General features: G+C 43.0%; 26 protein-coding genes. 17 read left to right on the top strand and 9 right to left on the bottom strand.

The features are described from left to right. The first annotated feature begins 9 nt into the window (after window positions 1–9). Together FD973_RS07885 and FD973_RS07880 are read left to right on the top strand one after the other, a co-directional pair. Window positions 10–816, top strand: a complete 807-nt coding sequence (locus FD973_RS07885) for an alpha/beta fold hydrolase (RefSeq protein ID WP_215322800.1) — start codon at window positions 10–12, stop codon at window positions 814–816. Window positions 817–907: 91 nt separating this feature from the next. Further along, on the top strand, window positions 908–1,843 hold the full coding sequence (locus FD973_RS07880) for a ketopantoate reductase family protein (RefSeq protein ID WP_215322799.1): 936 nt from the start codon (window positions 908–910) through the stop codon (window positions 1,841–1,843). A 168-nt stretch (window positions 1,844–2,011) separates the two neighbouring features. Here the strand turns inward: FD973_RS07880 and FD973_RS07875 are convergent, their stop codons facing one another. Continuing rightward, complete coding sequence (locus FD973_RS07875; protein WP_215322798.1) at window positions 2,012–2,437, bottom strand: universal stress protein; 426 nt, start codon at window positions 2,435–2,437, stop codon at window positions 2,012–2,014. A 283-nt stretch (window positions 2,438–2,720) separates the two neighbouring features. Next, entirely contained in the window at window positions 2,721–2,972 is a 252-nt protein-coding gene (locus tag FD973_RS07870; RefSeq protein WP_215322797.1) for a hypothetical protein, read from the bottom strand. 198 nt (window positions 2,973–3,170) lie between these two features. On the opposite strand from FD973_RS07870, the gene FD973_RS07865 reads away from it, so the two are divergent. The 7 genes from FD973_RS07865 (at window position 3,171) to FD973_RS07835 (ending at window position 7,165) form a co-directional block, all read left to right on the top strand. Further along, window positions 3,171–3,554, top strand: a complete 384-nt coding sequence (locus FD973_RS07865; RefSeq protein ID WP_215322796.1) for a DUF1924 domain-containing protein — start codon at window positions 3,171–3,173, stop codon at window positions 3,552–3,554. A gap of 7 nt (window positions 3,555–3,561) precedes the next feature. Beyond that, window positions 3,562–4,020: a diheme cytochrome c gene (locus FD973_RS07860; protein WP_251368750.1), complete on the top strand. Its 459-nt coding sequence runs from the start codon at window positions 3,562–3,564 to the stop codon at window positions 4,018–4,020. Then, entirely contained in the window at window positions 4,017–4,664 is a 648-nt protein-coding gene (locus tag FD973_RS07855) for a cytochrome b/b6 domain-containing protein (RefSeq protein ID WP_215322795.1), read from the top strand. Before FD973_RS07860 ends, FD973_RS07855 begins: the two co-directional genes overlap by 4 nt. A gap of 43 nt (window positions 4,665–4,707) precedes the next feature. Next, window positions 4,708–5,604, top strand: a complete 897-nt coding sequence (locus tag FD973_RS07850; protein ID WP_215322794.1) for a cation diffusion facilitator family transporter — start codon at window positions 4,708–4,710, stop codon at window positions 5,602–5,604. A gap of 182 nt (window positions 5,605–5,786) precedes the next feature. After that, the gene (locus tag FD973_RS07845) at window positions 5,787–6,059 is read left to right on the top strand and encodes a heavy-metal-associated domain-containing protein (RefSeq protein WP_215322793.1); all 273 of its coding nucleotides are present in this window, start codon (window positions 5,787–5,789) and stop codon (window positions 6,057–6,059) included. A gap of 40 nt (window positions 6,060–6,099) precedes the next feature. Continuing rightward, complete coding sequence (locus tag FD973_RS07840) at window positions 6,100–6,435, top strand: hypothetical protein (RefSeq protein ID WP_215322792.1); 336 nt, start codon at window positions 6,100–6,102, stop codon at window positions 6,433–6,435. A 58-nt stretch (window positions 6,436–6,493) separates the two neighbouring features. Then, window positions 6,494–7,165: a DUF6803 family protein gene (locus tag FD973_RS07835; protein WP_215322791.1), complete on the top strand. Its 672-nt coding sequence runs from the start codon at window positions 6,494–6,496 to the stop codon at window positions 7,163–7,165. Window positions 7,166–7,271: 106 nt separating this feature from the next. On the opposite strand, the gene FD973_RS07830 is transcribed toward FD973_RS07835, so the two are convergent. Then, on the bottom strand, window positions 7,272–7,973 hold the full coding sequence (locus tag FD973_RS07830; RefSeq protein WP_215322790.1) for a haloacid dehalogenase type II: 702 nt from the start codon (window positions 7,971–7,973) through the stop codon (window positions 7,272–7,274). Between the two features lie 143 nt (window positions 7,974–8,116). Here FD973_RS07830 and FD973_RS07825 point away from each other — a divergent pair, with 143 nt between their 5' ends. The 4 genes from FD973_RS07825 to FD973_RS07810 all read left to right on the top strand — a co-directional run bounded on the left by FD973_RS07825 (window position 8,117) and on the right by FD973_RS07810 (window position 11,368). Continuing rightward, entirely contained in the window at window positions 8,117–9,805 is a 1,689-nt protein-coding gene (locus FD973_RS07825) for an amidohydrolase (protein WP_215322789.1), read from the top strand. A 32-nt stretch (window positions 9,806–9,837) separates the two neighbouring features. Next, window positions 9,838–10,146: a hypothetical protein gene (locus tag FD973_RS07820; RefSeq protein ID WP_215322788.1), complete on the top strand. Its 309-nt coding sequence runs from the start codon at window positions 9,838–9,840 to the stop codon at window positions 10,144–10,146. A gap of 266 nt (window positions 10,147–10,412) precedes the next feature. Beyond that, entirely contained in the window at window positions 10,413–10,841 is a 429-nt protein-coding gene (locus tag FD973_RS07815; protein ID WP_215322787.1) for a CBS domain-containing protein, read from the top strand. Between the two features lie 146 nt (window positions 10,842–10,987). Next, window positions 10,988–11,368 carry an HPP family protein gene (locus FD973_RS07810; RefSeq protein ID WP_215322786.1) on the top strand — a complete coding sequence of 127 codons (381 nt, stop codon included), beginning with the start codon at window positions 10,988–10,990 and terminating at the stop codon, window positions 11,366–11,368. Window positions 11,369–11,373: 5 nt separating this feature from the next. Here the strand turns inward: FD973_RS07810 and FD973_RS07805 are convergent, their stop codons facing one another. Genes FD973_RS07805 through FD973_RS07780 form a run of 6 tightly spaced genes read right to left on the bottom strand, consistent with a single transcriptional unit; the run spans window position 11,374 to window position 19,721 of the window. Further along, the gene (locus tag FD973_RS07805; RefSeq protein ID WP_215322785.1) at window positions 11,374–11,883 is read right to left on the bottom strand and encodes an HPP family protein; all 510 of its coding nucleotides are present in this window, start codon (window positions 11,881–11,883) and stop codon (window positions 11,374–11,376) included. Between the two features lie 3 nt (window positions 11,884–11,886). Continuing rightward, window positions 11,887–12,795, bottom strand: coding sequence for a DNA-binding protein YbiB (ybiB, locus tag FD973_RS07800; protein WP_215322784.1), 909 nt, complete (start codon window positions 12,793–12,795; stop codon window positions 11,887–11,889). A 7-nt stretch (window positions 12,796–12,802) separates the two neighbouring features. Continuing rightward, window positions 12,803–15,643, bottom strand: a complete 2,841-nt coding sequence (locus FD973_RS07795) for a nitrate reductase (protein WP_215322783.1) — start codon at window positions 15,641–15,643, stop codon at window positions 12,803–12,805. After that, the gene (nirD, locus tag FD973_RS07790) at window positions 15,636–15,986 is read right to left on the bottom strand and encodes a nitrite reductase small subunit NirD (RefSeq protein ID WP_215322782.1); all 351 of its coding nucleotides are present in this window, start codon (window positions 15,984–15,986) and stop codon (window positions 15,636–15,638) included. Before nirD ends, FD973_RS07795 begins: the two co-directional genes overlap by 8 nt. Then, window positions 15,979–18,429: a nitrite reductase large subunit NirB gene (nirB, locus tag FD973_RS07785; protein ID WP_215322781.1), complete on the bottom strand. Its 2,451-nt coding sequence runs from the start codon at window positions 18,427–18,429 to the stop codon at window positions 15,979–15,981. The genes nirD and nirB overlap by 8 nt, the downstream gene beginning before the upstream one ends. Next, window positions 18,426–19,721, bottom strand: a complete 1,296-nt coding sequence (locus tag FD973_RS07780) for a CmpA/NrtA family ABC transporter substrate-binding protein (protein WP_251368749.1) — start codon at window positions 19,719–19,721, stop codon at window positions 18,426–18,428. Before FD973_RS07780 ends, nirB begins: the two co-directional genes overlap by 4 nt. A gap of 151 nt (window positions 19,722–19,872) precedes the next feature. Here FD973_RS07780 and cobA point away from each other — a divergent pair, with 151 nt between their 5' ends. Genes cobA through FD973_RS07760 form a run of 4 tightly spaced genes read left to right on the top strand, consistent with a single transcriptional unit; the run spans window position 19,873 to window position 23,799 of the window. Further along, window positions 19,873–20,676 carry a uroporphyrinogen-III C-methyltransferase gene (gene cobA / locus FD973_RS07775; protein ID WP_215322780.1) on the top strand — a complete coding sequence of 268 codons (804 nt, stop codon included), beginning with the start codon at window positions 19,873–19,875 and terminating at the stop codon, window positions 20,674–20,676. A 20-nt stretch (window positions 20,677–20,696) separates the two neighbouring features. Beyond that, entirely contained in the window at window positions 20,697–22,070 is a 1,374-nt protein-coding gene (locus tag FD973_RS07770) for a CmpA/NrtA family ABC transporter substrate-binding protein (RefSeq protein WP_215322779.1), read from the top strand. Between the two features lie 15 nt (window positions 22,071–22,085). Next, a complete protein-coding gene (ntrB, locus tag FD973_RS07765) occupies window positions 22,086–22,946 on the top strand; it encodes a nitrate ABC transporter permease (RefSeq protein WP_215322778.1) in 861 nt (286 codons plus the stop codon). Then, window positions 22,936–23,799 carry an ABC transporter ATP-binding protein gene (locus FD973_RS07760; RefSeq protein WP_215322777.1) on the top strand — a complete coding sequence of 288 codons (864 nt, stop codon included), beginning with the start codon at window positions 22,936–22,938 and terminating at the stop codon, window positions 23,797–23,799. Before ntrB ends, FD973_RS07760 begins: the two co-directional genes overlap by 11 nt. The last annotated feature ends 2 nt before the right edge of the window (window positions 23,800–23,801 follow it).

The following is a 23,801-nucleotide window of genomic DNA, read 5'->3' as shown; positions in this document are numbered from 1 at the left end:
AACTAAAGCATGGAAGAATATTTAAAAACAGCCAAGATAGGCAATTACGATATTCATTACTTAGATATCGGCAAAGGAATTCCAGTAGTTTTGATTCATGGCTTAGCTGGAGACTACAGTGCATGGACCAATCAAATTCAGATTCTGAAAGATCACTATAGAGTGATTGCATTTGATAACCGTGGGGCAGGTAAAAGTACGCAAGTGGATGAGTCTATTAGCACTCAAGATTTAGCTAAAGATACTTTGGGGTTGATGGACTATTTGGGAATTGATTCTGCCCATGTAGTAGGTCGATCTATGGGTGGTGCGGTAGCACAGCATATGGCACTGATGGCACCTGCGCGGGTTAAATCACTCGTGTTATGTGCTTCTTTTGCCGTTTTAGATCCCTTAGGTCGTCGCGTTCTCTTGAACATGCGAGAGGCGTTGGAGTGGCGTATGAATTGGGCTGACCATGCGCGTCATTCTGTGCAAAACTTTGTATCAGCAGAATTCTTTAACACCAAGCAGGAGCAGGTAAAAAGAATTGAGGCATTGATTGGTGGTGAAACTCGGTTGCCTGCTTGTTACATACGCCAGAATGAAGCATGTCAAAACCATGACACTAGTAACCAGTTAGATCAAATTACTCAGCCCACTTTAGTGATGGCGGGAACTAGTGATCCTATTTGTTCGCTAACCGCTACCAATATCCTGAGTAAGGGCATTCCAGGCTGTGAAACCATTCTATTTGAGAATGCTAGCCATTTTTTCTTGATGGAACAGCCCGATAAATTCAATCAAAGTCTACTCAGTTGGCTAAATAGCCATTAGTTGATAGCCTAAAATGAAATCGTCATCGGTAAGAAATTGCTATTTTTATTACAAGATTAGATCATCAAGTTAAGTGATTGCAAATAAGCAATTGAGACAGTTTAAAAAAATTTATGTATTGGGCGCAGGGGCCGTTGGTTGTTTTTTTGGCGGCATGTTGGGGCGTGCAAACTACGATGTGACCCTTATTGCAAGACCAGAGCGCGCGGAATCTATCAAAAGAGATGGTCTATTGATGGACTGTCAAACCTTTAAAGAAGTCCTTCAAATCAAGGTCACTAGTAATTTGCATGATCTGACTGATGCGGATTTAATTTTGCTAACAGTAAAGTCGCCTGATACTGAAAAACTCATGCATGAAATTGCATCTATTGTGCCAAAACATGCAGTAATACTGAGTTTGCAAAATGGCGTAGCAAATGCAGATATTGCCACTTCTATAGTTTCAAACTCGGTCTTTCCGGCGGTCGTCTACGTTGCTTGTGGAATGGTAGATAACAGAACAATGAAGCATCACGGCAGGGGCGAGTTGGTCATTGGGGGAATGAAAAATTTAGCTCCATCTGATTTAGAAATACTGAATCAGGTATGCGCTTTATTTCAGGAGGCTTCAGTTCCTTGCGCCATCACCCAAGACATTAAAAAAGATATGTGGTTAAAGTTTTTAGTGAACTGTTCCTATAACGGCATTTCTGGAATAGGGCAAATTTGCTATGGCGACATGATAAAAATACCAGAGATTGTGCAAGTCATCGAAGAGATTACGCAAGAATTTATAAAGATTGCCAAATGCGAGGGTGTCACCATTAGTCAACAAGAGGCGCAAAATGCAAACGCGCAAATTGCAAAGACTATGGCTACACAAATCTCTTCAACTGCTCAGGATTTGGCAAAAAAGAAAAAGACAGAAATTGAGTTTTTAAATGGTTATATTGTGAAGCTTGGAAAACATTATCAGATCGCAACGCCTTCGAATGCTTCAATTTACGCAATGGTAAAAATGCTTGAATCCCGATATATTTCTTAATTTAGTGGGGTGACCATTGTATGGTGGTGCTACTCAGCTTTGGTGAAAGTATATGGGCTTGTAAAGCAGGCAATTGGTTTTAGATACAGTAGTGAAATAAGTAACGCTAGGCCATTGAACCAAATAATAAACCAACCCGAAGGTTGGTTTTTTTGTCTTAGAGATAGATTATTTAATCAGTAAAACAGGCTGCTTTGCTGCGCCAGAGACGCGCAGTGCTACAGAGCCGATTAGTATATCCATTAGCCCACCTCTGCCTTTTGCTCCCAACACAATTAGATCAACTTTATCTTTATTGGCAAGAGCAATAACTTCATCGGCAATGTGTCCACGTTTAATAACCATATTATGCTTAACGCGTGCGGCATCTAAAACTTTCTGCGCTGCTTTTAATTCCTTTTCACTCACTTCACGTAAATAGTCATCCACAACGCTTTTAGCAACAAATTGCTTTACGTAATTCAGTGAAGCATCATCATGCACGCTAAGTAATGTAACAACAGCTGGGCTTCGAGAGTTCTTTGCTAGTTTGGCAACGTATTTAGTTGCATTCAATGCTGACTTTGATCCATCTATTGGTAATAAGATTTTCATTTGTCATTCCCCTTTTGTCGTTTTGATTTCTGATTTACGGTCTTAAGGGTCTGATGATTGATTCAAGGCCGAATGCATCACCCTTATTCTGCATTTCATCAATGAGACCCCTTAACTTGCTCACCTCTTTACAACTCATCTTTCTTAATTTCTTGGAATCAATGCCATAAGTGTCTATTAAACGTCTTCGACGACTAGAGCATATTTGAAAACGAATGATCAAAAATAGCCCAAATAAGGCTGGAGAGAGTAGGAGAAAAATGAGTGACATATCAATAAGGGGCTAAAAAAATTTATTCTTGATTAAATAAAAGAGTGCACCGTAAAAACAGCCAATCAAGAATGTGATGCCAATTAATCCTATGGCTAGCAATGGATCAAATGTTTGAACAATAAATGGCGAGTTCAACATATGGAGTTTGAAAATAAAATTCAACAAGGATTGAGCCAAACCAAGCGCCACCAATATGACCCAGCAGAAATGTAGACTTGCTAAGCAGAGACCACCAATCAGAGAAGTTTGCAATAAATTCATATGTTTTCCCTCACTGGTCAATCCTATGCTCATTTGTGAGTAATGTCACATTAAATAGTGTTTATTTCAAATTGAATTGAAATGCGCTACCTCCTTTTTGATCCACATCAATATTAAATGTGATTGTTTGTCTGCTTTAATCACTACGTCATCAATTTGGCGCATACTGATCAAGTAAGTTAAGTTAGGTATGGTGTTATGTGTAAAAAACTACTATTGGCTTTCTCTTTGCTAGGTTTTTCTGTAGCTGTCTTGTCGGCAACACCACAAGATTTGCTAAAGGGTTATGAGTCACAGTCTGCAAAAGGCTCTCCATCTCGTGGTGAGCAATTTTTTAATGTTAAACACGGCAAGGAATGGAGTTGTGCCTCATGCCATGAGAACCCTCCTAATCATGACACCAAACATATTGTTACTGGCAAGGTGATTAAGCCTTTATCACCCAATGTAAATCCTGATAGATTTACTGACCAAGCCAAAGTTGAGAAGTGGTTCAAGCGCAACTGTAATGATGTCTTGGGTCGCGAGTGTACTGCTCAAGAAAAGGCTGATGTGCTCTCCTGGTTAATGACTATCAAATAGAGCAGTTATGAAAACTTATTTTCTTCTTTCATTATTGATTCTGATATCTATGCCAATTTCTGCGGCAAAAATGGGCATGCCTAGCGATATTCCAAAGTCCTATGAAGCTGAATGCGCTAGTTGTCATATGGCATATCCGCCAGGCTTGTTAGGGCAGAAAAATTGGCAAAACATCATGTCTAGTCTAGACAAACACTTTGGAACGGATGCAAGCCTCGATGAAAAAACGCAGGCTGAATTAACTATTTGGTTGGTTAAAAATGCCGCAACCAAAGCGAAGTACGCCTCTTTAGCGCCTGATAATCGAATTACCAAGAGCGCTTGGTTTATTCGCAAGCATGATGAAGTGAGGGCGGATGTGTGGAAAAGAACTGGCGTGAAGAGTCCAGCGAATTGCTCCGCTTGTCATGCGGATGCGGTTAAGGGTATCTTTAACGAAGACAATGTTCGGATTCCATCAAAATGAATGCGACTAATCCAAAAAAATATATCTTAGTTTGGGATTTTCCAGTCAGAGCATTCCATTGGTTATTAGTGGTTTCATTCGCTGGTGCTTGGCTCACTTCTGAGAGTGAAGCGCTACAAATGATTCACTATGCATTTGGGTACTCCGCTTGCGGCTTGGTTCTTTTTCGGGTTGTCTGGGGTTTGGTGGGCACTAAATATGCCCGCTTTTCTCAATTTATTAAAGGCCCCAAAGGGGTTATTAAACACATTCAGTCGATATTCGTTAGCAGCAAGCATTCTGACCCTGGCCATAATCCAGTTGGTGCTATCGCGATGCTTGCTTTGATGGGGTTGGTGCTTTTGATTGGCTTAACTGGCTATTGGAGTGTTAAAGAGTTTTTTGGAGATGTAATGGGCGAAGTACATGAAGCCATTGCTAGCCTAGCAATGGCATTAGTTGCGATTCATGTTGCAGCCGCCATACTGATGAGTTTTTTGCAAAAAGAAAATTTGATTAAGTCGATGGTGACAGGCAAAAAGCTAGGCACAGAAGAGCAGGCAATTAGATATCCAATGTATTTTATGGGCGTTGCTTTAGGGATCGCATGGGCTTATGTATTTTATCTGGTAGTCAGCGGATCTTTGCCTGCATTTACCCAATAAGTTGATGATGATCTTCGGCTTAATGATTTGTTAGTATGTGCATATGGATCGAATTAACGAAGATCGCGAATTGGAGAGTCCTAACAAGCAAAAGGCCGCTAAGAAGAGCACACTAGTTAGCGTTGTCGTCAATATTGGCCTTACAGTCGCTCAAATATTTTCCGGTATTGTTTCTGGATCTCAGGGCTTGATTGCCGATGGCATCCACTCCTTAACGGATTTGGTTGCGGACTTTGTGGTGCTCTTTGCTAATCACCATAGCGCCAAAGATGCTGATGAAGATCATCATTATGGGCATCAGCGCTACGAAACTGCTGCCTCACTTTTCTTGGGCGTCTCGCTTTTAGCAGTTGGCGCTGGAATGTTATATAAGGCTGGCGACAAGATTATTAATCCTGTAGCGGCTGGTCAGATTCAGATCATGGCGCTTTATGTCGCAATAGGAGCATTGGTCGCTAAAGAATTGCTTTTTAGATATATGTTGTCTGTCGCAGAACGTGTTCGTTCTTCTATGCTTGTAGCCAACGCTTGGCATGCAAGATCCGATGCTGCATCGTCATTAGTGGTTGCGGTTGGTATTGTGGGGGCCTTATTTGGTTATCCTGTATTGGATTCTGTTGGGGCATTAGTGGTTGGCTTAATGGTTGCTAAAACTGGGTGGACATTTAGTTGGGACGCTCTACACGATTTAATGGATAGAGCGGTGTCAGAAGAAGAGCATCAAAAGATAGAAAACATTATTAGATCCACTGAGGGCGTTAAAGGTTTTCACGACTTAAAAACACGCAAAATGGGTGACCTTATCTTGGTTGATGTCCATATTGAAGTGGATGCGAATGCCACTGTCCAAGTTGGTCATGACATCGCTTTTAGAGCTGGCAATCAAATTAAAAAGGAATTGCCCGTTCTCAATGTAATGACGCATATTGATCCCGTTTAAGTTTGATCTGCATCAATAGAATTTCGATCGGATTTCTCCTGAGGGCTGGACAGGCTTCCAAGGTGGGCATAGGATCAAAAATGGTGCCGTTCATATATGGGTTTAATGGGTCTCAATAAGCACTTGTTTTTCTCTAAATCGTCACCATATATAAGATATAAACCATCAATATTGGAGGGTATATGCCTCAAATTAATTTAAATGTGCAGGGAATGACCTGCGGTTCCTGCGTCAAACATGTCACTAAAGCTCTTGAGTCCTTAAATGGGGTTGAGAGTGTCCAAGTGGATCTACAGTCTGGTCGGGTTCAGGTATCTAGAGCTTCAAATCAAACAGATGACTTAATTCATGCCTTGGATGAAGAGGGCTATCCATCCAGTTTGGATTTGGATGAGCAATCTACGGCACCAGCGAAGAAAAAGGGTGGCTGTGGAAGCGGATGTGGTTGCGGCTAATGCCCATGCCAAATCTGCTGCTGGAGAGTAAAATTAGGTCATGAAGAAGATAGCATTGGTACTCTTTCTGAGTTTCTTAGTTGGCATGGTTAATGCCAGCACGATGCCTATTCCATTTGGTGAATCCTCTCATGCTGTTCAATCTACTTCTCATAGTCATTGCGAAGAAGTGGCGTCCCCCATCTCTCATGATGACTCTCACTCAGTAGGTAAATTAAGCGTCAGTCACTATTGTTGTGCATCTATTGCCGTTTTGCACAACCCAGTCAATTTCGTATTTAATAAATCATCCGATTTTTATCTACTTGGCGAAACGCCCAAGCCTGTTTCCACTATTGCTGAATCGATTTACAAGCCACCAAAACATTATCTGTAATCACATTTGATTTGACGACTTTTGTCGTTTTGATAATTTATGTTTTGGAGATTTCATAATGAATATGACTCACTATATGCAGTTATTGGCTGACAACCAGCCATGGAACTTGCTAATTTTTATGGCTATACCGGTGGTACTTGCTGAAACATTAGCAATTACAGAGCTATATATTCTTTTTACTCGCAAGTTTGATGGCTTTGTTTATCACCTCAATCGCTTTTCTGGTACGACAGTTGGGCTTTACTTCATTGGCATCATAATTTATTTGATGACGACCGCTGTGGTGCCTATCACCAAAGGAGGTGAATGGAGAACAGCAATTGATGTGATTGCAGTTGGCAGTTATCTCATTGGTGGCCTGCCATTAATTTGGATCGCTCTTCAAGAGTTTGGTTTTGTAAATAAAGCGCTAGACCAAATGGGTAAGCTGAAGATCCACGCTATTTGCGTAGCCTTATTCTTGGTTTTTGGACATATCGCGATGATTGCTGGAATGCTGGACCCATCTTTGCTTGGTTACAAAGGTGCTGATACTCATCAAATGAGTGGCAATACGGGATACGAACAATGTGACCCAGCTATGCATTCGCAAATGATGCAGATGCATCAGCAGATGATGGGAAATATGACGCCACAGCAAATTCAGCAGATGCAAAAGCAGATGCCCCAGCAAATGCCTATGAATGGTGGCAATATGCCAATGGGAAATGCTGGGCATAATCACTAATGGGTAATTACACTCGTGAGTAATTAATAGGTAAGCATCAAAATGAACCGCCTTCGGGCGGTTTTTTTGATGGATTATTTTGGGGCAGCTAATCAATAGCTATTTATTAGCATCCCAATTGAGTAGCAAGATCGTTAATATCTTTGGCGTGATAGTTGGTAAATACCTCACGATGCAAATCTTGCCTTGGAATGTTTGGGCCAAACTCTAGTGGTCTTTCGATGAAAGCGGTTTGAAGTCCACAATCTTTAGCGGCCTGAAGATCATCTTTATGGGCTGCTACCAGCATTACTTGCTCAGGGCGCACATCGAAAGTTGTTGCAACACCTAGATAGGTTTCAGGGTCGGGCTTGTAATGCCGAAATACTTCTGCCGAGAGAATGAGATCCCAGGGTAGCCCAGCGTTCTTAGCCATATTGGCAAGTAGGCTCAGATTGCCGTTGGATAGGGTGACAATCGTGAATTTACTTTTAAGTCTTGTGAGTCCTTCAATAGTGTCTGGCCAGGGATTGAGGCGATGCCAAATAAGATTTAATTCGCGTATTTGAGATTCAGAGAGCGAAGTAATGTTGAATGTCTTTAATATCCCATCGAGAATCATACGATGTAAATCATCGATTTTTGTCCATGGAAGATCCCCAGATCGAACCCTAGCCATTGCTGGTTTATAACCATTTCGCCATGCAGTGGCGAATTCGTTAGGATCAACAGGTAGACCTAATCTTTTGGCTTCGGAAGCGATGGACCCATGCCAGTCAACTACAGTGCCAAAGACGTCAAATGCGAGTATTTTCAGATCCGTGCTCATTTTTCATTTCATATTCATGTAGGGCTGATATTTGGGGAATATTGTTAACATAGGCTAACAGCATTTTCGTTCCCTTGTATTAGCATTATCATCTTCTATAAACTGTGGGTAATATCCCCGTCAATTATTTGATTGAGTCCTTTATGAAATTCTTCAAAACCCTTTTCGCTACATTTTTGCTCTTAGTTTCAGTGCAAGTATTTGCCGATGTGGCCACGGTCTATTTCAATGGCGATATCCTCACAATGGAGGGTGATAAGCCTCAGTATGTTGAAGCTGTCGTAGTCAAAGATCAGAAGATTGTCTATGTCGGTAATTATCGTGATGCTTTAAATCAGGCTGGCACTAATCCTAAGATGCGGGATTTAAAAGGACAAACCTTATTGCCCAGTTTTATCGATGCTTGGGGTCACTTTACTTTGAATGCTCAAAATACCCTGAGCGTGAATCTAGGATATTTTTCAAAAAAGCCGCCTCACACAACTCAAGAACTCATCGGTCGTTTAAAAGCCGAAGCAAAACCATTTAATGGTTGGATTATCGGCACAGAATATGCGGATGCTTTTCTGACTGATGGCCCACTTACTATTGAGGAGCTGGATAAGGCATTTCCTAATCAGCCAGTCTTTGTTAACAATATTTCTACATTGACTGGTATTGTAAATACGGCAGGCCTGAAAAAGCTGGGGTTTACCAAGACTACTAAGTTTGCGCAGGGCATGCTTCCAGTCAATCCTAAGTCTGGAATGTTAACCGGCGAACTCATTGGTGACCCGAACCTGATTGCAACAGCAAAGGTCTTTGGTAAATTGTCACACGACTTAAGGCTTCAGACCTATCGCGATGCCGAGAAGATCTATCTATCAAATGGTTTTACTACCGCACAAAGTTATGAAACCACGCTAGAAGATATTCAGAATATGAGAGAGGCGATAGATAAAAAGAAGGTCAGCATCGATCTAATTGCATTGCCTACCTATCAAGTGGTTGATCAGTTATTAGCATCCAATCCTAAGTATCCATTTGGTGTCTATAACAATGCTAATGGTGGATTTAAGGTTGCTGGAATTTTGGTCTCTACAGACGGCGCTCCGCAATTAAAGTTGGCCTATTTTTCCAAACCTTACGCAGATACAAGTGGGTTTCCAAAGGGTTGGCGTGGTCTGGATGCTGGCTCGCAGGCTTTGGTTGATCGTTATGCAAAATTAGCCTACGAAAAAAACATTCAATACTACGGCTACTCCAACGGCGATGCGGGAATAGATATCACTCTTTCAGCGCTTGACAAGGCGATAAAAGAGACGGGTGTTACCGAAGATCGCAGAACCATGATTGCGCATTCATTTTTTGTCCGCAACGATCAACTAGATCAATACAAGAAAAATAAAATTATTGTTGAATTTATGCCTGACCATATTTGGATGTATGGCGATGTCTATAAGAAAATCTTAGGAGACGAGCGAGCCAATAATATGGTGCCGATGACTTGGGCTAAGGAAAAAGGTCTGACCGTAGGTTTGCATAATGACTTCCCCTCTGCGGGACCTAGTGCATTGTTTACGATCTGGACTGCAGTAAATCGTCAAACTTATGGTGGCCAAACTTTGGGTGCTGATCAACGTACCGATCCATACACGGCGTTGCGTGGTTTTACTGCCGTTCCTGCATTTATGTATAAGGAAGAAGCCAATAAGGGCAGTATTACTGCAGGCAAGTTTGCCAACCTAGTCGTGCTTGATCGCAATCCATTGAAGGTGAATCCGATGGAGATTAAAGATATTCAGGTGACCGAAACAATTAAGGATGGCAAGCAGTTATATGTAAAGCAGTAACTAAGTGGATTGAAATAGTAAAGAGGGGTTAAATGAAAGTTGCACCAATAATCATAATCACCCTTCTTTGCCAGACTGCGTCAATTGCGTCTGCGGGAGATGATTTAGAAGGAATTGATGTCGCAAGAGCATTTCCAATCCAAAAAAATAGTACGGCGATTCATCATTCATCTAAAAAGCAAACGGAAGCTAGCCCCAATCAGGATGCTTCATCCACTTCAACTGAAAGCAATAAACCACCGCCTAATGACACCAGTTTGAGTATTAATGGTAACGGCGGCTCTAGCAATCGACCCGCTGGAGGGAGTGCAACATTACGGAAGCATTTTAGTTTTGACTAATTCTTTTGCGAATTTGTAGCATGTCATCCAAATCTTGGTTCAGAGGCTCTTATATACTTTTATACTGATGCTTAGTCAAAGCAATCTATAGCTATTTTTAATTACTAGACCAATACCATCTGATAGTTGCTTATCTGCAGGCGTCTATTTAGCTACTAAGTGAATACAGAAATCTCGAGGGGCAAAGCTTGGAGAAGTAGGTAAACAAAAGACGCGTGCATCGCGCCTATCATAAAAAATTACAGAGTATGCAGTGTAAGAATATTATGACAACTAATATTTCATACGTACAAATGGATTCCTCCTTAGAACAAGCCTGGAATTTATTAAGGATTAAACACATTAAAGCTCTGCCTGTAATTGATGGCGCCAGAAGGGTGCTAGGTATCATCACCTTGGAAGATTTTATTAAAAGCGCGTCAGTTGATTTTCACCAGACTTTTGGTCAAAGAATTAGGGGTTTTATGCGTACTGCCATTCCCGGCTTATCGAGCTTGCCAAATGCAGTTGGCCAGGTAATGAGCAGGCCAGTGCGAGTAATTAGTGAAGATCGCAATATGTTAGACCTTGCAGAGATATTTTGTGGCGATGGACATCACCATATACCCGTTATTGATAGCAATAAAAAATTAGTTGGAATGATTACTCAATCTGATTTTGTTAAGGCAATTGATCAATCAATTGATATTCGATGAGAAAATATTTAGATAAATTTCTAAATTTCGTTAATAGGATTGCTCCACCTCAGGGTAACTATTCTTGGTTTGACAAACTAAGGGTTTCGCTAGGCGTCGGAATAACTATTTTATTAATAACTTACTTTAACTATCTGTGGGGTGATATGACTACAGATGAGAATATGGTTACAGCGGTATTTGGGGTGAGTGCCTTATGCATATTTTTATTTCCACAAAGTAAATACTTTTCGCCATTGGTATTGCTAGAAGCAAATCTGTATGCGTCATGTGTAGCCTTTATTTGTGTTTTTATCTTTCCAACAACCTATCTGGGTATTCCGTTTGCGTTGTTGGCATGCGTAGTTGGTATGAATTTACTGGGATGTATGCATCCACCAGCCGCCTTCTTAAGTATTTTTATTGTTATGGCAGGCACCGCTAGCTATGATTTTGCTTTACATCCTGTATTGGTCGACTCATTTGTTTTAGCCATAGCAAGCCTTGCGAATAAGAAGTTGATGGATCGATGGGGAGTGAAGTCTTAAAAAAATCAACCCCAAACACTCCAATTTGTAGATTGTGGTGAAGGCTCGTTCCACTTCGCCGGATAATGAAGAGTCTTTCCTGGGGTTAGTCGGCTCCAAAGGGCTGCTACAACCGCAAGAATTGTCACGCCTACCAAGACAACCACTGCAAGATGGCCAAAGCTAGCATGAGCTTGAATCATGATAAGTGGATTAGCGCCAGCAGGCGGGTGTACGGTTTGAGTAAGTAATAAGGCTGCTAGAGTAATTACTTCTGCGAGCAGGCAAACCCATAAAGCGTCACCAAAGAGTTGATAGCAAATAATACCAATGAGTGCGCTGATGAGGTGCCCGCCAAATAAAGCTCTTGGTTGTGCTGCAGGGGCGCTTGTCAAGCCAAACAGAAATATTGTTGAGCCACCCAGTGATGCAAGAAGTAATGGTGATGTTGGTGGCTTTGTAGCGAGCAGGGCTAACCCAAGTGCAACCATTGCACCCAATGAAACCCATGCCAAACGCATAGCTATTGATAGCATGGTTTAGTGTAAGCCAGCCATTGTAGATATTTGATCTGCTTGTCTGAGAATTGAGCTCGGACATCTTACTTGTCCAGATAAAATTTTCTGGGTAACAGACGCTGTCGGTATAGAGTCAATATCAAAAAATGGATTAGGATCGTCAAAGCGCTGTTCTAGTTTGGTGACTTCATTTCCATTTTGAAACAGAAAATGCATTTCAGGTAATCGCTGTAGGGAGGCAGTTGGCTCACCCTCACTCCCCCGCATCAAAATTGCATTAGCCGAGCGAAGTTGAAAAAACTCCCGTAATTTTTCTGGGTATTCTGGGTGTGTGTAGTTAGAAACTTGCCAAGGGTTCTGAAGCGTTGGATTAATGAGTTTTGCTAGTACATGACCAGTATTCCGCAGGCCAATTCTTTCTCTGACGTCTAATAACCTTTGAAGCGCTGGGGAGATGACATTAAGAGGGCAAAAGATCGGTAGATTCAATGCCAGGAGGGCGCCAAATTCATCTTTGGTCTTGAGAATTGGCCAGCCAAGGGACTTAAAAATTTCATAGCTCGTTACCCTGGTTTCATCTTTTTCGACCCCCTGAACAAGCACTACAAAGCCATAACTTGAGAGCATGCCAGCAAGAAGTGGCGTTAAGTTTGCTTGTTTCCTAGCCCCGTTATAGCTTGGTAAGATTATGGTTGGGCGTGTGCCTAGATTCAGTAAATTCAGATGCGGTTGAAGGGCATCCATAAAGCCCATGAGCTCAGATACGGACTCACCCTTGATGCGCATAGCAATACAAAATGCACCCAGCTCAAGATCGCTGACATTACCATCCAGTATTGCCGTGAAGACATCTTTTGCCTGGGTGCGATCAAGATCGCCGGCACCTTTACTGCCTCGGCCAATGACTTTTAAGAATGATGTAATGCTCATTGAATGATTATGCTGCGACTTCTAATGTCTTAATAAAGCCAGCAATAATTTGCTTAACTTCGGGTTTGCAGGAGCCGCAATTAGTTCCACATTGCGTTTCAGATTGAAGTGAGGTCATGGCATCGTCAGGAGAGGTTCCGGCTGGCATTTTTCTTAAGCATTCCTTCATTGTGTCCACCGAAACATTGAAGCAGTTACAAATTGCTTTACCTTTAGGCTTTAGTTCTACAGGGGGTTTACTGACGGCCATCAATAAGGATCGACCGAGCTTTTTGGCATCTAAGCCGCTTTCTAGGTATTCTCGAAGCCAAGCTGTACTTGCTAGGCTTTCAATAGGGCCAGTGAGCATGGCAGACAGGACTTGCTCTCGAGCACGCACGAGCCGTACTACGCCTTTGCGCTTATCGCTATAGCGCATCACAGGCTCTCTAGATTCCTCATCCAACTTAAATTTACGGATTACTTGCTTTAAAGCTTGTGCTGCAAGAGAGTCTGATTCTTCTAGCGGGTCATCGTGATGAGCGGCCTTGAACGAGACCCCAATGAGGTCACCATCCTGCTCTCTCCCAAATAGAACGCATTGGGCGGAATCGAAATGAGGCAAGATGCTGCGCAAACTGTTTTGAACAAAAAATACTTCGTCTTTTGGAAATAAGCCGAAAGCCACTAAATGCCAGGGAAGGTTTGCTGGCAAAATCTTGACGGCTGAATGTTTCAGTTCAGGCTGACCGGATACGGGGTCGATCATATTGCAAGTAAGGCCGTTGACTCCGCGACCCGGTGTTTTACCAGCAGCGCCTGAAATAAATTCAGAACCCCAGTGCATGGCAATAAAGGCTTGCGAGGAGGCGATATCGTCTGAGACTTTGATTGGGAAGATCTCACTACCTCTACGACTGGTGACATGAACTAAATCACCATTTTCTAAATTCATCCTGCCAGCATCTTTGGGTGAAAGTTCTACGCAAGGTTCGGGCGAGTGGCCATACAGAGTTGCAATCGTTCCTGTTCTGCTCATCCCATGCCATTGATCTCTGAGGCGCCCAGTATTTAAGGCAAATGGGTAGCGAGCATCTACAGTTTCTGCGGTTGCTTTATAGAGCGCCGCTATAAAGTGCGCTTTTTTATCTTTGGTAGGAAAGACCCCATTTTCATAAAGTCGCTTTTTACCAAAGAAATCCCCTTTGGGCATGGGCCATTGCTGCGGTCCACGCTCCTCAAGGATTTTGTAGCTTAAACCAGTAATGTCAAGATCGCGACCCGCTGTACTTTCGCGATGTTCATTCCAAATATCTTCTGGTCCGTTGTAAGGAAATAGAGTGGATATTCCTTCTTTTCTATTGCCTGGTAATAGCGCTTCTAGAGCTAGCCCAATTTCAAGAGCGATCTGCCAATCATGTTTAGCAGACTCATAGGGGTCAATTGCGGGATTTACTTTAGAAATTCTTCGCTCTGAATTAGTAACTGTTCCTACTTTTTCTGCCCAGGTAGTGGCGGGCAACAATACATCTGCATATAGGGTAGTGGCTGTGTGTGCATAAGCTTCCTGCACTACAACAAATTCTGCCTTGCTTAATCCCTCGTGAACTGCATTGAGATCAGGCATTGATTGTGCGGGGTTTGTGCAGACAATCCATATAGCTTTTAATTTTTCAGTACGCAATGCCTCGAACATCGGTATTGCACTAAGCCCTGGTTTTTCAGGAACGGAGTGAACTCCCCATAGGTTGGCTACCTCTGCGCGGTGTTCTGGATTAGCAAGATCGCGGTGTGCAGATAACAGGTTGGCCAAGCCTCCAACCTCCCGGCCACCCATCGCATTGGGTTGTCCAGTCAAGGAGAATGGTCCAGCACCAGCTTTCCCTATTTGACCGGTGGCTAAATGTAGGTTAACTAAGGCAGCGTTCTTCGCGGTACCTGAAGCAGATTGATTCAGCCCCTGGCAGTACATCGATAGGGTTGCAGGTGAAGTAGCAAACCATTGCGCCGCTTGGAACAAGTCTTTTTCGTTAATTCCGCAGATCTGGCTAACTGCCTTGGGCGTGAAATCTCTAACCAAATCACGCAGCGCATCAAAATCCGCCGTATATGAGTTGATATAAGGCTCATCAATCCATTTCTCCCAGAGCATGATGTAAAGCATCCCGTGGTAGAGGGCTACATCAGTACCAGGCTGTATCTGTAGGTAGAGATCAGCTTCTTTGGCGGTATCGGTTTTTCTTGGGTCAACAACAATAACTTTGAGACTCGGATTATTTTTGCGTGCATCCTCAAGACGTCTATAGAGAATTGGGTGAGCAAAAGCAGTATTAGATCCGGTAATAAAGATCGTGGATGCTGAATCTATATCTTCATAGCAGCAGGGTGGGGCATCCATTCCCAAAGTTTGCTTGTAGCCAGCTACTGCGCTAGACATGCATAGGCGTGAATTAGTGTCAATATTATTCGAGCCAATTAAGCCCTTCATTAACTTATTGAAGATGTAATAGTCTTCAGTCAGCAATTGACCAGAGACATAAATGCCAACGGATTCTGGGCCATGCTCTTTAATGATATCGGCAAATTTTTGTGCAATAGTCTGAATTGCTTCAGGCCAAGAAATATCTTTGGCCTCTTCACCCCTTGTGTTGCGGATAGCTGGTGATCCCAGTCGAGCCTGCATCTGAAGGCTTGGGTTTGCAGTGAGATGAAGGGTTGAGCCTTTACTGCATAGTCTGCCAAAGTTTGCAGGGTGATCGGGGTCGCCGCGAACCCCGGTTACCTCGATCTTCCCATTGCTTTCAGCGGTTTCAATAATGACGCCACAGCCAACACCGCAATAGCAGCAGGTGCTTTTAACTTCAGCCATGAGCAACTTGCAATTCCTCGCGGCTTAGCCAAACCACACCAGACTCTACTTTGACTGCAAAGGATTTAGCACAGCCTTCATCTGGGGCAAGGGCACAGCCGGTGGAGAGATCTATATTCCAGGAATGCAGTGGACAGGTTACGGATTTTCCATGAACGATGCCCTGAGAAAGGGGGCCACCCTTGTGAGGGCACTTATCCAATACGGCAAATACTTCGTCCTCTGAATTTCTGAAAATAGCTATTTGACCAGCTGGCGCTTGAATAACCCGAGATCCCAGAACAGGAATCTCATCAACCGTTGTGATTTTTTGCCACTGATCAAGTTGGGCGGTATTAGACATTTCCAACCTCGACAATAGGAATAGTTTTAAATTGACGAACATCTACACCAGCACGTTCAAAGTCTTTCCAAGGATCTGGAGCATCTTTTAGATCAAACAGCAGTCTTTCATAAAGAGCCTTACGACTTTCGGCATCGTCGACCACCTTTTGCTTAATATATTCCATGCCAACTCTTGCTAAGTAATGGACAGTTCGATCCAAATACCAAGCTTCTTCGCGGTACAGCTGTAAGAAGGCCCCAGAATATTCACGAACTTCCTCATCAGTTTTAACTTTACAAAGAAATTCCGCTACTTCTGTTTTAATGCCGCCGTTACCACCAATATAGAGCTCCCAGCCAGATTCAACGCCAATGATGCCAACATCTTTGATGCCGGCTTCTGCGCAGTTTCTGGGGCACCCTGAAACCGCAAGCTTTACTTTATGTGGAGAGTACATGCCAAACAACATGCGCTCAAGCTCTACACCCATCTTCATAGAGGATTGAGTGCCAAAGCGGCAATGCTCATCGCCAACGCAAGTTTTCACTGTACGAATCGACTTACCATAAGCATGACCTGATGGCATATCCAATTCCTTCCATACTGCTGGCAGATCATCTTTTTTTATGCCTAGCAAGTCGATGCGTTGGCCGCCCGTAACCTTTACTGTAGGTACTTGGTATTTTTCGGCAACATCGGCTATGCGGCGTAATTCAGCGGGGGTGGTAAGTCCGCCAAACATTCTTGGTACAACAGAGTAGGTGCCATCCTTCTGAATGTTCGCATGAGCGCGCTCATTAATAAAGCGAGACTGGGGATCATCCTTTGCTTCATGTGGCCAAGTAGAAATGAGGTAGTAGTTCAAGGCAGGGCGGCAGGTTGCGCAGCCATTAGGAGCTCTCCAGCTTAGCTCAGCTCGAACTTGTTCTTGGGAAATTAAATGACCTGAGCGAATGGCTTGACGGATTTCATCATGGGAAAGATCAGAGCATCCGCAAATTGATTTCTTTCTGGGAGTAGCTGAATAGTCTGTACCTAAAACATTCATTAAGACTTGTTCAACTAAGCCGGTGCATGATCCACAGGAGCTACTGGCCTTCGTGCATTTCTTCACTTCATCTAATGTAAAAAGGCCTTGTTCACGAATAGCTTTAACAATCGTACCTTTGGTGACGCCATTACATCCGCAGATTTCGTCTGCATCGGTCATGCCAGCAGCTTTATTGTGACCTTGATGGCCAACATCGCCAATATTGGATTCACCAAACATCAAAGTGTCTCGAATTTCAGCAACGCTTTGTGAGTCACGCATGAGCTTAAAATACCAAGTACTATCTGCTGTATCGCCAAACATGCAGGCACCAATCAGGCGATCATCTTTGAGAACTAATTTTTTATAAACTCCACCAATGGGGTCGGCTAGAGTGATTTCTTCTGTGCCTTCACCACCCATAAAGTTTCCAGCTGAGAATAGATCGACGCCAGTAACTTTGAGTTTTGTGGAGGTAACAGAGCCCTCGTAGCGACCAATGCCATACTCAGCTAGATGATTTGCGCAAACCTTGGCTTGTTCAAATAAAGGGGCAACTAAACCATAGGCCGTACCACGATGGCTGGCACATTCTCCTACTGCATAGACTCTAGGATCAAATGTTTGCAGAGTATCGTTAACAACAATTCCTCTGCTGCAATGCAAGCCAGCAGATTCCGCTAATGCGGTATTGGGTTTAATACCTGCGGCCATAACAACTAAATCAGCAGGGATTTCTAAACCTCCCTTAAAGCGTATAGAACCCACTCGATCACTGGTTGCATTAGGAATAATTGCTTCAGTTGAGGTTTTTAGCAAAAATTTGAGACCTTTCTCCTCCAGAGATTTTTGCAGTAAGTCAGCCGCTGTTTTATCTAACTGCCTTTCCATTAACCAGTCGGCAAGATGGACTACGGTCACACTCATACCCCTAAGAGCTAGACCATTTGCAGCTTCTAGACCAAGTAAGCCGCCACCAATAACAACGGCATTTTTGTAACGCGTCGCCACATCAATCATCTCATTGGTATCTTTAATGTCGCGATACGCAATTACGCCAGGCAAATCATTTCCCGGAACAGGTAAGATGAATGGTAAAGAGCCGGTAGCTAGCAACAAGCGATCGTAGCTTTCAACGGTACCATCGTCGGCAATTACAGTACGCTCTTTGCGATCAATCTTGGTTATGGTCTTGCCAAGATGAAGATGAATGCCATTGCTCTTGTACCAATCGAGGTCATTTAGAACAATTTGCTCAAGAGTCTGTTCGCCTGCCAATACTGGGGACAGCAAAATACGGTTGTAGTTGGGATGAGGTTCGGCACCAAAGATGGTGATGTCATAAAGTTCTGGATCGAGCTTTAATAGTTCTTCGATGGTCCGAACGCCGGCCATCCCGTTGCCAATCATGACGAGTTTTTGTTTTTTCATGCTTTGATCTTGAAGCTATCTGCATAAGCAGCAGGGTTGGAACCATTCCATACAACACCATCAAATAATTTGCTGGAGCGCATATCACTTTTTGGTAATGGGGTTTTGGAGGCCGTAGCCGCATCTTTATAGATGGCGATATTGTTAACCTTCTTCGCCACTGCCAAGTAATCTGGATGTTCCTTGAGTAATCCCCAGCGCTTGTGTTGAGTCATAAACCACATGCCATCGGATAGGTATGGGAAAGTCGCTAAACCATCGTTATAAAACTTCATCGCATGAGGATCATCCCAAGTCTTACCGATACCATTGTTGTAGCGGCCCATCATTCGATCTTGAATTACAGCAACGTCAGTATTCACAAATGAAGGTGCAGCTACAACTTCTGCAGTTGCATGCTTATTTGAAGTCGATGCATCAATGTATTTTCCAGCCTCTAAGATTGCTGCCGTAACTGCGCGACAAGTATTGGGGTACTTCTTAGCGAAATCAGAAGTTGTTCCTAAAGCTTTTTCTGGGTGATCTTGCCAAATCGCTTGTGTGGTAATGGCTGTAAAGCCAATGCCGTCAATAATTGCGCGGGCATTCCATGGTTCACCTACACAATAGCCATCCATATTTCCGCTGCGCATATTTGCCACCATTTGTGGGGGCGGAACAGTGATAATTTTCGCGTCTTTAAATGGATTGATGCCGTAATTCGCTAACCAGTAGTAGAGCCACATAGCGTGTGTACCAGTTGGAAAGGTTTGCGCAAAAGTGTAGTCACGTTTTTCTTTATCCATGACAGCTTTAAGGCTTGCCCCATCTGTAACACCCTTTTGGTAAAGCGCTTTAGACAAAGTAATTGCTTGGCCGTTATTGTTCAAGGACATCAAGAGAGACATATCTTTTTGTTGCCCACCGATGCCCATTTGTAGTCCGTACATCAAGCCATAGAGAATATGCGACATGTCGTTTTCGCCATTCACTAGCTTGTCACGGATTGCAGCCCATGATGCTTCTTTGGTGGGGATAATCTTGACGCCATACTTCTTATCTAGCCCAAGATGGTTAGCCATGACAATCGATGAGCAATCCGTAAGGGCAATGAAACTCACTTTCACATCTGTTTTCTCAGGGGCATCGGAGCCTGCTGCCCATGCGCCTGCCTTAACCATTGGGTCTATTAAGGACAGAATGCTTGCAGAACCAATGCCTTGAATAAGTTTGCGACGCGTAGGATTGGCACCAGTAACAGTGGGGGTGGTGGCTTCTGGTGATAAGCCGCTAATGCTAGTTTTCTCTTTCATGCTGAGCTCCTTTAGTCGATAACTAACGATAAAGAAGTTGCGTTTGCCTCAATTGAGGTGATTGCTTGGTATTGGTGCACCAAATAATTACATGTGCCATTTTGGTTCACATAAGCAATTTGAAGATATTGCTGACTGTTAAAAATGAGGCATGAAACAAATTGCACCATTAACAGTCATTACCAATACAGCCCACTGGATTGAACCGGGCGTGTACCTTATTGGTGCTGGTCCCGGCGCCTCTGATCTTATTACTGTACGCGGTGCCAGGATTTTAGGTAATGCGGACATTGTTTTTTATGATGCACTCATTGATATTTCTATGCTGGAGTGGTGTCCTAGAACTAAGTTGGTGCAGGTGGGGAAAAGATGTGGATCGCATTCAAGCTCTCAGCACTTCATTAACAAGCAATTGGTGGATGCTGCAGGCAAGTACTCAGTAGTTGTGCGCCTGAAAGGCGGGGATCCGATGATCTTTGGTCGTGCACAGGAGGAAATTGACGCTCTTGAGAAAGCAAACGTGCCCTATGAGATTGTTCCAGGCATCACTACTGCCTTAGCAGCCTCGGCAGAGCTTAAGCAGCCTCCAACCACCAGGGAGTTAAGTAGAACCTTGACACTGACCACGCTTCCTGGCCGTTGCGCGCATGAAGATCATAAAACTGCAATCTACTATATGTCGCGTGATCAGCTATCTGAAGTTGCAACAACATTGATTGCTAATGGCTATAAGGCCGATACCCCTGTTTGTTTGATGGAATCAGTCAGTCTCCCAGCACAACGCAGCTTTGGCTGCACTTTGGATGGATTGCGCTATGGCGATGTTCATCATCAGTTTTTAGATAGACAACCAGTTGTGGTGATGGTAGGGGAGGTTTATAGAAAAAAACTCCATACGCTCACCCCATTCATTGAATCTCAAAATTATTTCAAGATATTGCAAGCAGCATCTTAATTACTTACTAGGAGCTATAAATGAATTCATATCGCCCATTTGATCCAGATAGACCTTTATTTAGCAGTCGCTGTAGTTGTGGTCAGCACGCCTCCGAGTTGGATCATGAAAATTCGCTTTCTACAAAAATAGATATTGAACAAGAGAGCGCGGATTTTGTTGAGGCCAGTTTAGTCAAGGCTTTATTTCCACAAGAGGCACGCAGACGTGCATTCTTAAAGGCTGTTGGAGCTGGTGGTGCAATGAGTGCGTTATCAGGTTTCTTGCCAGTAGGCTCATTGCAGGCAATGGCACAAGAGAAAGCTCCTCTTGAAAAACCAGATCTAAAAATTGGCTTTATTGCAATTACATGTGCAACACCATTGATCATGTCAGATCCCTTGGGTTTTTATAAAAAGCAGGGTCTCAATGTCACATTAAATAAAACGGCGGGATGGGCTCTGATACGTGACAAGATGCTCAATAAAGAGCATGATGCCTCTCACTTTTTGTCACCAATGCCTATTTCAATGTCTATGGGCTTAGGTTCAGACCCCACACAGATGAGGGTGGCAACCATTCAAAACGTGAACGGTCAAGCAATCACATTAGCCAATAAGCACAAAGATAATCGTGATCCTAAAAACTGGAGGGGGATGAAGTTTGCTGTTCCGTTTGAATATTCAATGCATAACTTCCTATTGCGTTATTACGTTGCTCAAGCTGGCTTAGATCCTGACAAAGATATTCAGATTCGTGTAACTCCACCGCCAGAGATGGTTGCTAACTTGCGTGCAGGCAACATTGATGGTTTCCTAGGGCCAGATCCATTTAACCAGCGTGCCGTCTATGATGAGGTTGGATTTATTCATATTCTGACTAAGCAAATTTGGGATGGGCATCCATGTTGTGCTTTTGGAACCTCTGAAGAATTTATCAAGAAAAATCCCAATACTTTTGCAGCCTTATATCGTGCGGTATTAAATGCATCCACTATGGCGCGTGATCCGGTAAATAGACCATTAATTGCAAAAGTAATTTCTGCGCCTAATTATCTTAATCAGCCTGAAACGGTAGTAATGCAGGTACTTACTGGTAAGTTTGCCGATGGCTTAGGTAATGTTCAAAACGTACCGGATCGCATCGACTTCAACCCAATACCTTGGTACTCCATGGCGACTTGGATGTTGACTCAAATGCAGCGTTGGGGATATGTCAAAGGTGATGTGAATTACAAAGACATTTCTGAAAAAGTATTCTTGTTAACCGATGCTAAAAAGTATATGGGTGAAACTGGTATTACTGTTCCACCATTAGCTAAAGCGGGATATAAAAAAGACAAGATTATGGGAAAAGAATTTGATCCAAGTCAGCCGACAGCCTATTTGAAATCATTTCAAATTAGTAAAGCATGAATTTAAGGTAAACGAATGAAAACAATATCAATTAAGGTCAAGGGCGCAATCTTATCGGTTGTAATTTTGTTCATGTGCTTATCGATTTGGCACATGGCAACAACTCAAAAGGTTGCGTCTCCAGCCGGTGTATCAACTAACTCTAGTGAATACAACAGTCTTATGGGCCAAGGTGGTGGTGAACCTGTTCAGAAAACCGGTTTTCCAACTTTAACGCAAATGGGGCAAACTATTTACAAGCAGTTGTCTAATCCTTTTTATGACAATGGCCCAAACGATAAGGGAATTGGTATTCAGCTGGCATATTCCTTGGCTCGTGTTGGCCTTGGTTTTTTGTTGGCCATGATTGTGGCAATACCATTTGGTTTTTGGATAGGGATGTCACCCTTGGCGTATGAAGCATTTAATCCATTTATTCAAATCTTAAAGCCGATCTCCCCATTAGCTTGGATGCCTATCGCGCTGTATACCATTAAAGATTCCTCAATTTCTGGAATTTTTGTGATCTTTATTTGTTCTGTATGGCCAATGCTTCTAAATACTGCATTTGGTGTTGCGAATGTTCGTAAAGAATTATTGAATGTTGCCAAAACATTGGAAGTATCTCCACTACGAAAGGCGTTTTTAGTGATTCTCCCTGCAGCAGCGCCAACGATCCTGACTGGTATGCGCATATCTATGGGTATTGCCTGGTTAGTGATTGTTGCTGCCGAAATGCTTGTCGGTGGAACTGGCATTGGCTATTTTCTATGGAATGAGTGGAATAACCTATCTCTATCTAGTGTAATTTTCGCAATTCTTTTAATTGGCATTGTTGGAATGCTGCTTGATACAGCATTTGGCAAGTTACAAAAGGCGGTATCGTATGCAGACTGAAAACACCTTTCTCAAAGTCTCTAATCTCAGTAAGTCTTATAAAGCTGATGCACCTCCAGTATTTGAGGGCATCGATTTTGAAATCGAAAAAGGGGAGTTTGTTTGTATTATTGGCCATTCTGGATGCGGTAAGACTACTATCCTTAATGTGTTGGCAGGTCTTGAGGATGCCACCGGTGGTGATGCAATCATGCTTGGTAAGCGCATTCAAGGGCCTGGTTTGGAGCGAGGCGTTGTCTTTCAGGGTCATGCATTGATGCCTTGGATGACGGTATTACAGAACGTCGCTTTTGCCGTGAAGTCAAAGTATCCCGACTGGTCAAAGGAGCAAATTACCGAGCATTCTAAAAAGTACCTAGCTATGGTTGGTTTGGTAAATGCTGAAACGAAAAAACCATCAGAATTATCTGGCGGCATGAAGCAGAGGGTTGGAATTGCAAGGGCTTTCGCAATTGAACCAAAAATGCTATTGCTTGATGAGCCATTTGGCGCCTTGGATGCATTGACTCGTGGGGTCATTCAAGACGAACTCCTCAAAATTTGCAAGGAAACTAATCAAACTGTCTTCATGATTACCCATGATGTTGATGAAGCAATTCTGCTCTCCGACAAAATTATGTTGATGAGTAATGGCCCCAATGCACGTATCGCTGAAATCGTTGTCAATACTTTGCCTAAAGGCAGAAAGCGAGCAAATTTACATCATGATGCTATGTATTACCCCATGCGCAATCATTTAGTAGATTTTCTTGTTAATAGATCGAAGGATTTGCAAGTAAAGGGTGCAAATGGTGAGTTAGATGGATATAAGCCTGTCGTAGTGCTTCCAGGTGTTGATGCCGCTATTGCTTAATT

The sequence above is a fragment of the Polynucleobacter sp. MWH-Braz-FAM2G genome (genome assembly GCF_018687635.1).
Lineage (GTDB): Bacteria > Pseudomonadota > Gammaproteobacteria > Burkholderiales > Burkholderiaceae > Polynucleobacter.
The sequence above is the reverse complement of the archived record's forward strand: the minus strand, read 5'-3'. Positions and strand labels throughout refer to the sequence as shown.

Excerpts from the sequence above, each read along its gene's own strand:
- FD973_RS07885 (WP_215322800.1), top strand. The coding sequence starts at position 10 with ATGGAAGAATATTTAAAAACAGCCAAGATAGGCAATTACGATATTCAT.
- FD973_RS07875 (WP_215322798.1), bottom strand. The coding sequence starts at position 2,437 with ATGAAAATCTTATTACCAATAGATGGATCAAAGTCAGCATTGAATGCA.
- FD973_RS07870 (WP_215322797.1), bottom strand. The coding sequence starts at position 2,972 with ATGAATTTATTGCAAACTTCTCTGATTGGTGGTCTCTGCTTAGCAAGT.
- FD973_RS07865 (WP_215322796.1), top strand. The coding sequence starts at position 3,171 with ATGTGTAAAAAACTACTATTGGCTTTCTCTTTGCTAGGTTTTTCTGTA.
- FD973_RS07860 (WP_251368750.1), top strand. The coding sequence starts at position 3,562 with ATGAAAACTTATTTTCTTCTTTCATTATTGATTCTGATATCTATGCCA.
- FD973_RS07855 (WP_215322795.1), top strand. The coding sequence starts at position 4,017 with ATGAATGCGACTAATCCAAAAAAATATATCTTAGTTTGGGATTTTCCA.
- FD973_RS07850 (WP_215322794.1), top strand. The coding sequence starts at position 4,708 with ATGGATCGAATTAACGAAGATCGCGAATTGGAGAGTCCTAACAAGCAA.
- FD973_RS07845 (WP_215322793.1), top strand. The coding sequence starts at position 5,787 with ATGCCTCAAATTAATTTAAATGTGCAGGGAATGACCTGCGGTTCCTGC.
- FD973_RS07840 (WP_215322792.1), top strand. The coding sequence starts at position 6,100 with ATGAAGAAGATAGCATTGGTACTCTTTCTGAGTTTCTTAGTTGGCATG.
- FD973_RS07835 (WP_215322791.1), top strand. The coding sequence starts at position 6,494 with ATGAATATGACTCACTATATGCAGTTATTGGCTGACAACCAGCCATGG.
- FD973_RS07830 (WP_215322790.1), bottom strand. The coding sequence starts at position 7,973 with ATGAGCACGGATCTGAAAATACTCGCATTTGACGTCTTTGGCACTGTA.
- FD973_RS07825 (WP_215322789.1), top strand. The coding sequence starts at position 8,117 with ATGAAATTCTTCAAAACCCTTTTCGCTACATTTTTGCTCTTAGTTTCA.
- FD973_RS07820 (WP_215322788.1), top strand. The coding sequence starts at position 9,838 with ATGAAAGTTGCACCAATAATCATAATCACCCTTCTTTGCCAGACTGCG.
- FD973_RS07815 (WP_215322787.1), top strand. The coding sequence starts at position 10,413 with ATGACAACTAATATTTCATACGTACAAATGGATTCCTCCTTAGAACAA.
- FD973_RS07810 (WP_215322786.1), top strand. The coding sequence starts at position 10,988 with ATGACTACAGATGAGAATATGGTTACAGCGGTATTTGGGGTGAGTGCC.
- FD973_RS07805 (WP_215322785.1), bottom strand. The coding sequence starts at position 11,883 with ATGCTATCAATAGCTATGCGTTTGGCATGGGTTTCATTGGGTGCAATG.
- ybiB (WP_215322784.1), bottom strand. The coding sequence starts at position 12,795 with ATGAGCATTACATCATTCTTAAAAGTCATTGGCCGAGGCAGTAAAGGT.
- FD973_RS07795 (WP_215322783.1), bottom strand. The coding sequence starts at position 15,643 with ATGGCTGAAGTTAAAAGCACCTGCTGCTATTGCGGTGTTGGCTGTGGC.
- nirD (WP_215322782.1), bottom strand. The coding sequence starts at position 15,986 with ATGTCTAATACCGCCCAACTTGATCAGTGGCAAAAAATCACAACGGTT.
- nirB (WP_215322781.1), bottom strand. The coding sequence starts at position 18,429 with ATGAAAAAACAAAAACTCGTCATGATTGGCAACGGGATGGCCGGCGTT.
- FD973_RS07780 (WP_251368749.1), bottom strand. The coding sequence starts at position 19,721 with ATGAAAGAGAAAACTAGCATTAGCGGCTTATCACCAGAAGCCACCACC.
- cobA (WP_215322780.1), top strand. The coding sequence starts at position 19,873 with ATGAAACAAATTGCACCATTAACAGTCATTACCAATACAGCCCACTGG.
- FD973_RS07770 (WP_215322779.1), top strand. The coding sequence starts at position 20,697 with ATGAATTCATATCGCCCATTTGATCCAGATAGACCTTTATTTAGCAGT.
- ntrB (WP_215322778.1), top strand. The coding sequence starts at position 22,086 with ATGAAAACAATATCAATTAAGGTCAAGGGCGCAATCTTATCGGTTGTA.
- FD973_RS07760 (WP_215322777.1), top strand. The coding sequence starts at position 22,936 with ATGCAGACTGAAAACACCTTTCTCAAAGTCTCTAATCTCAGTAAGTCT.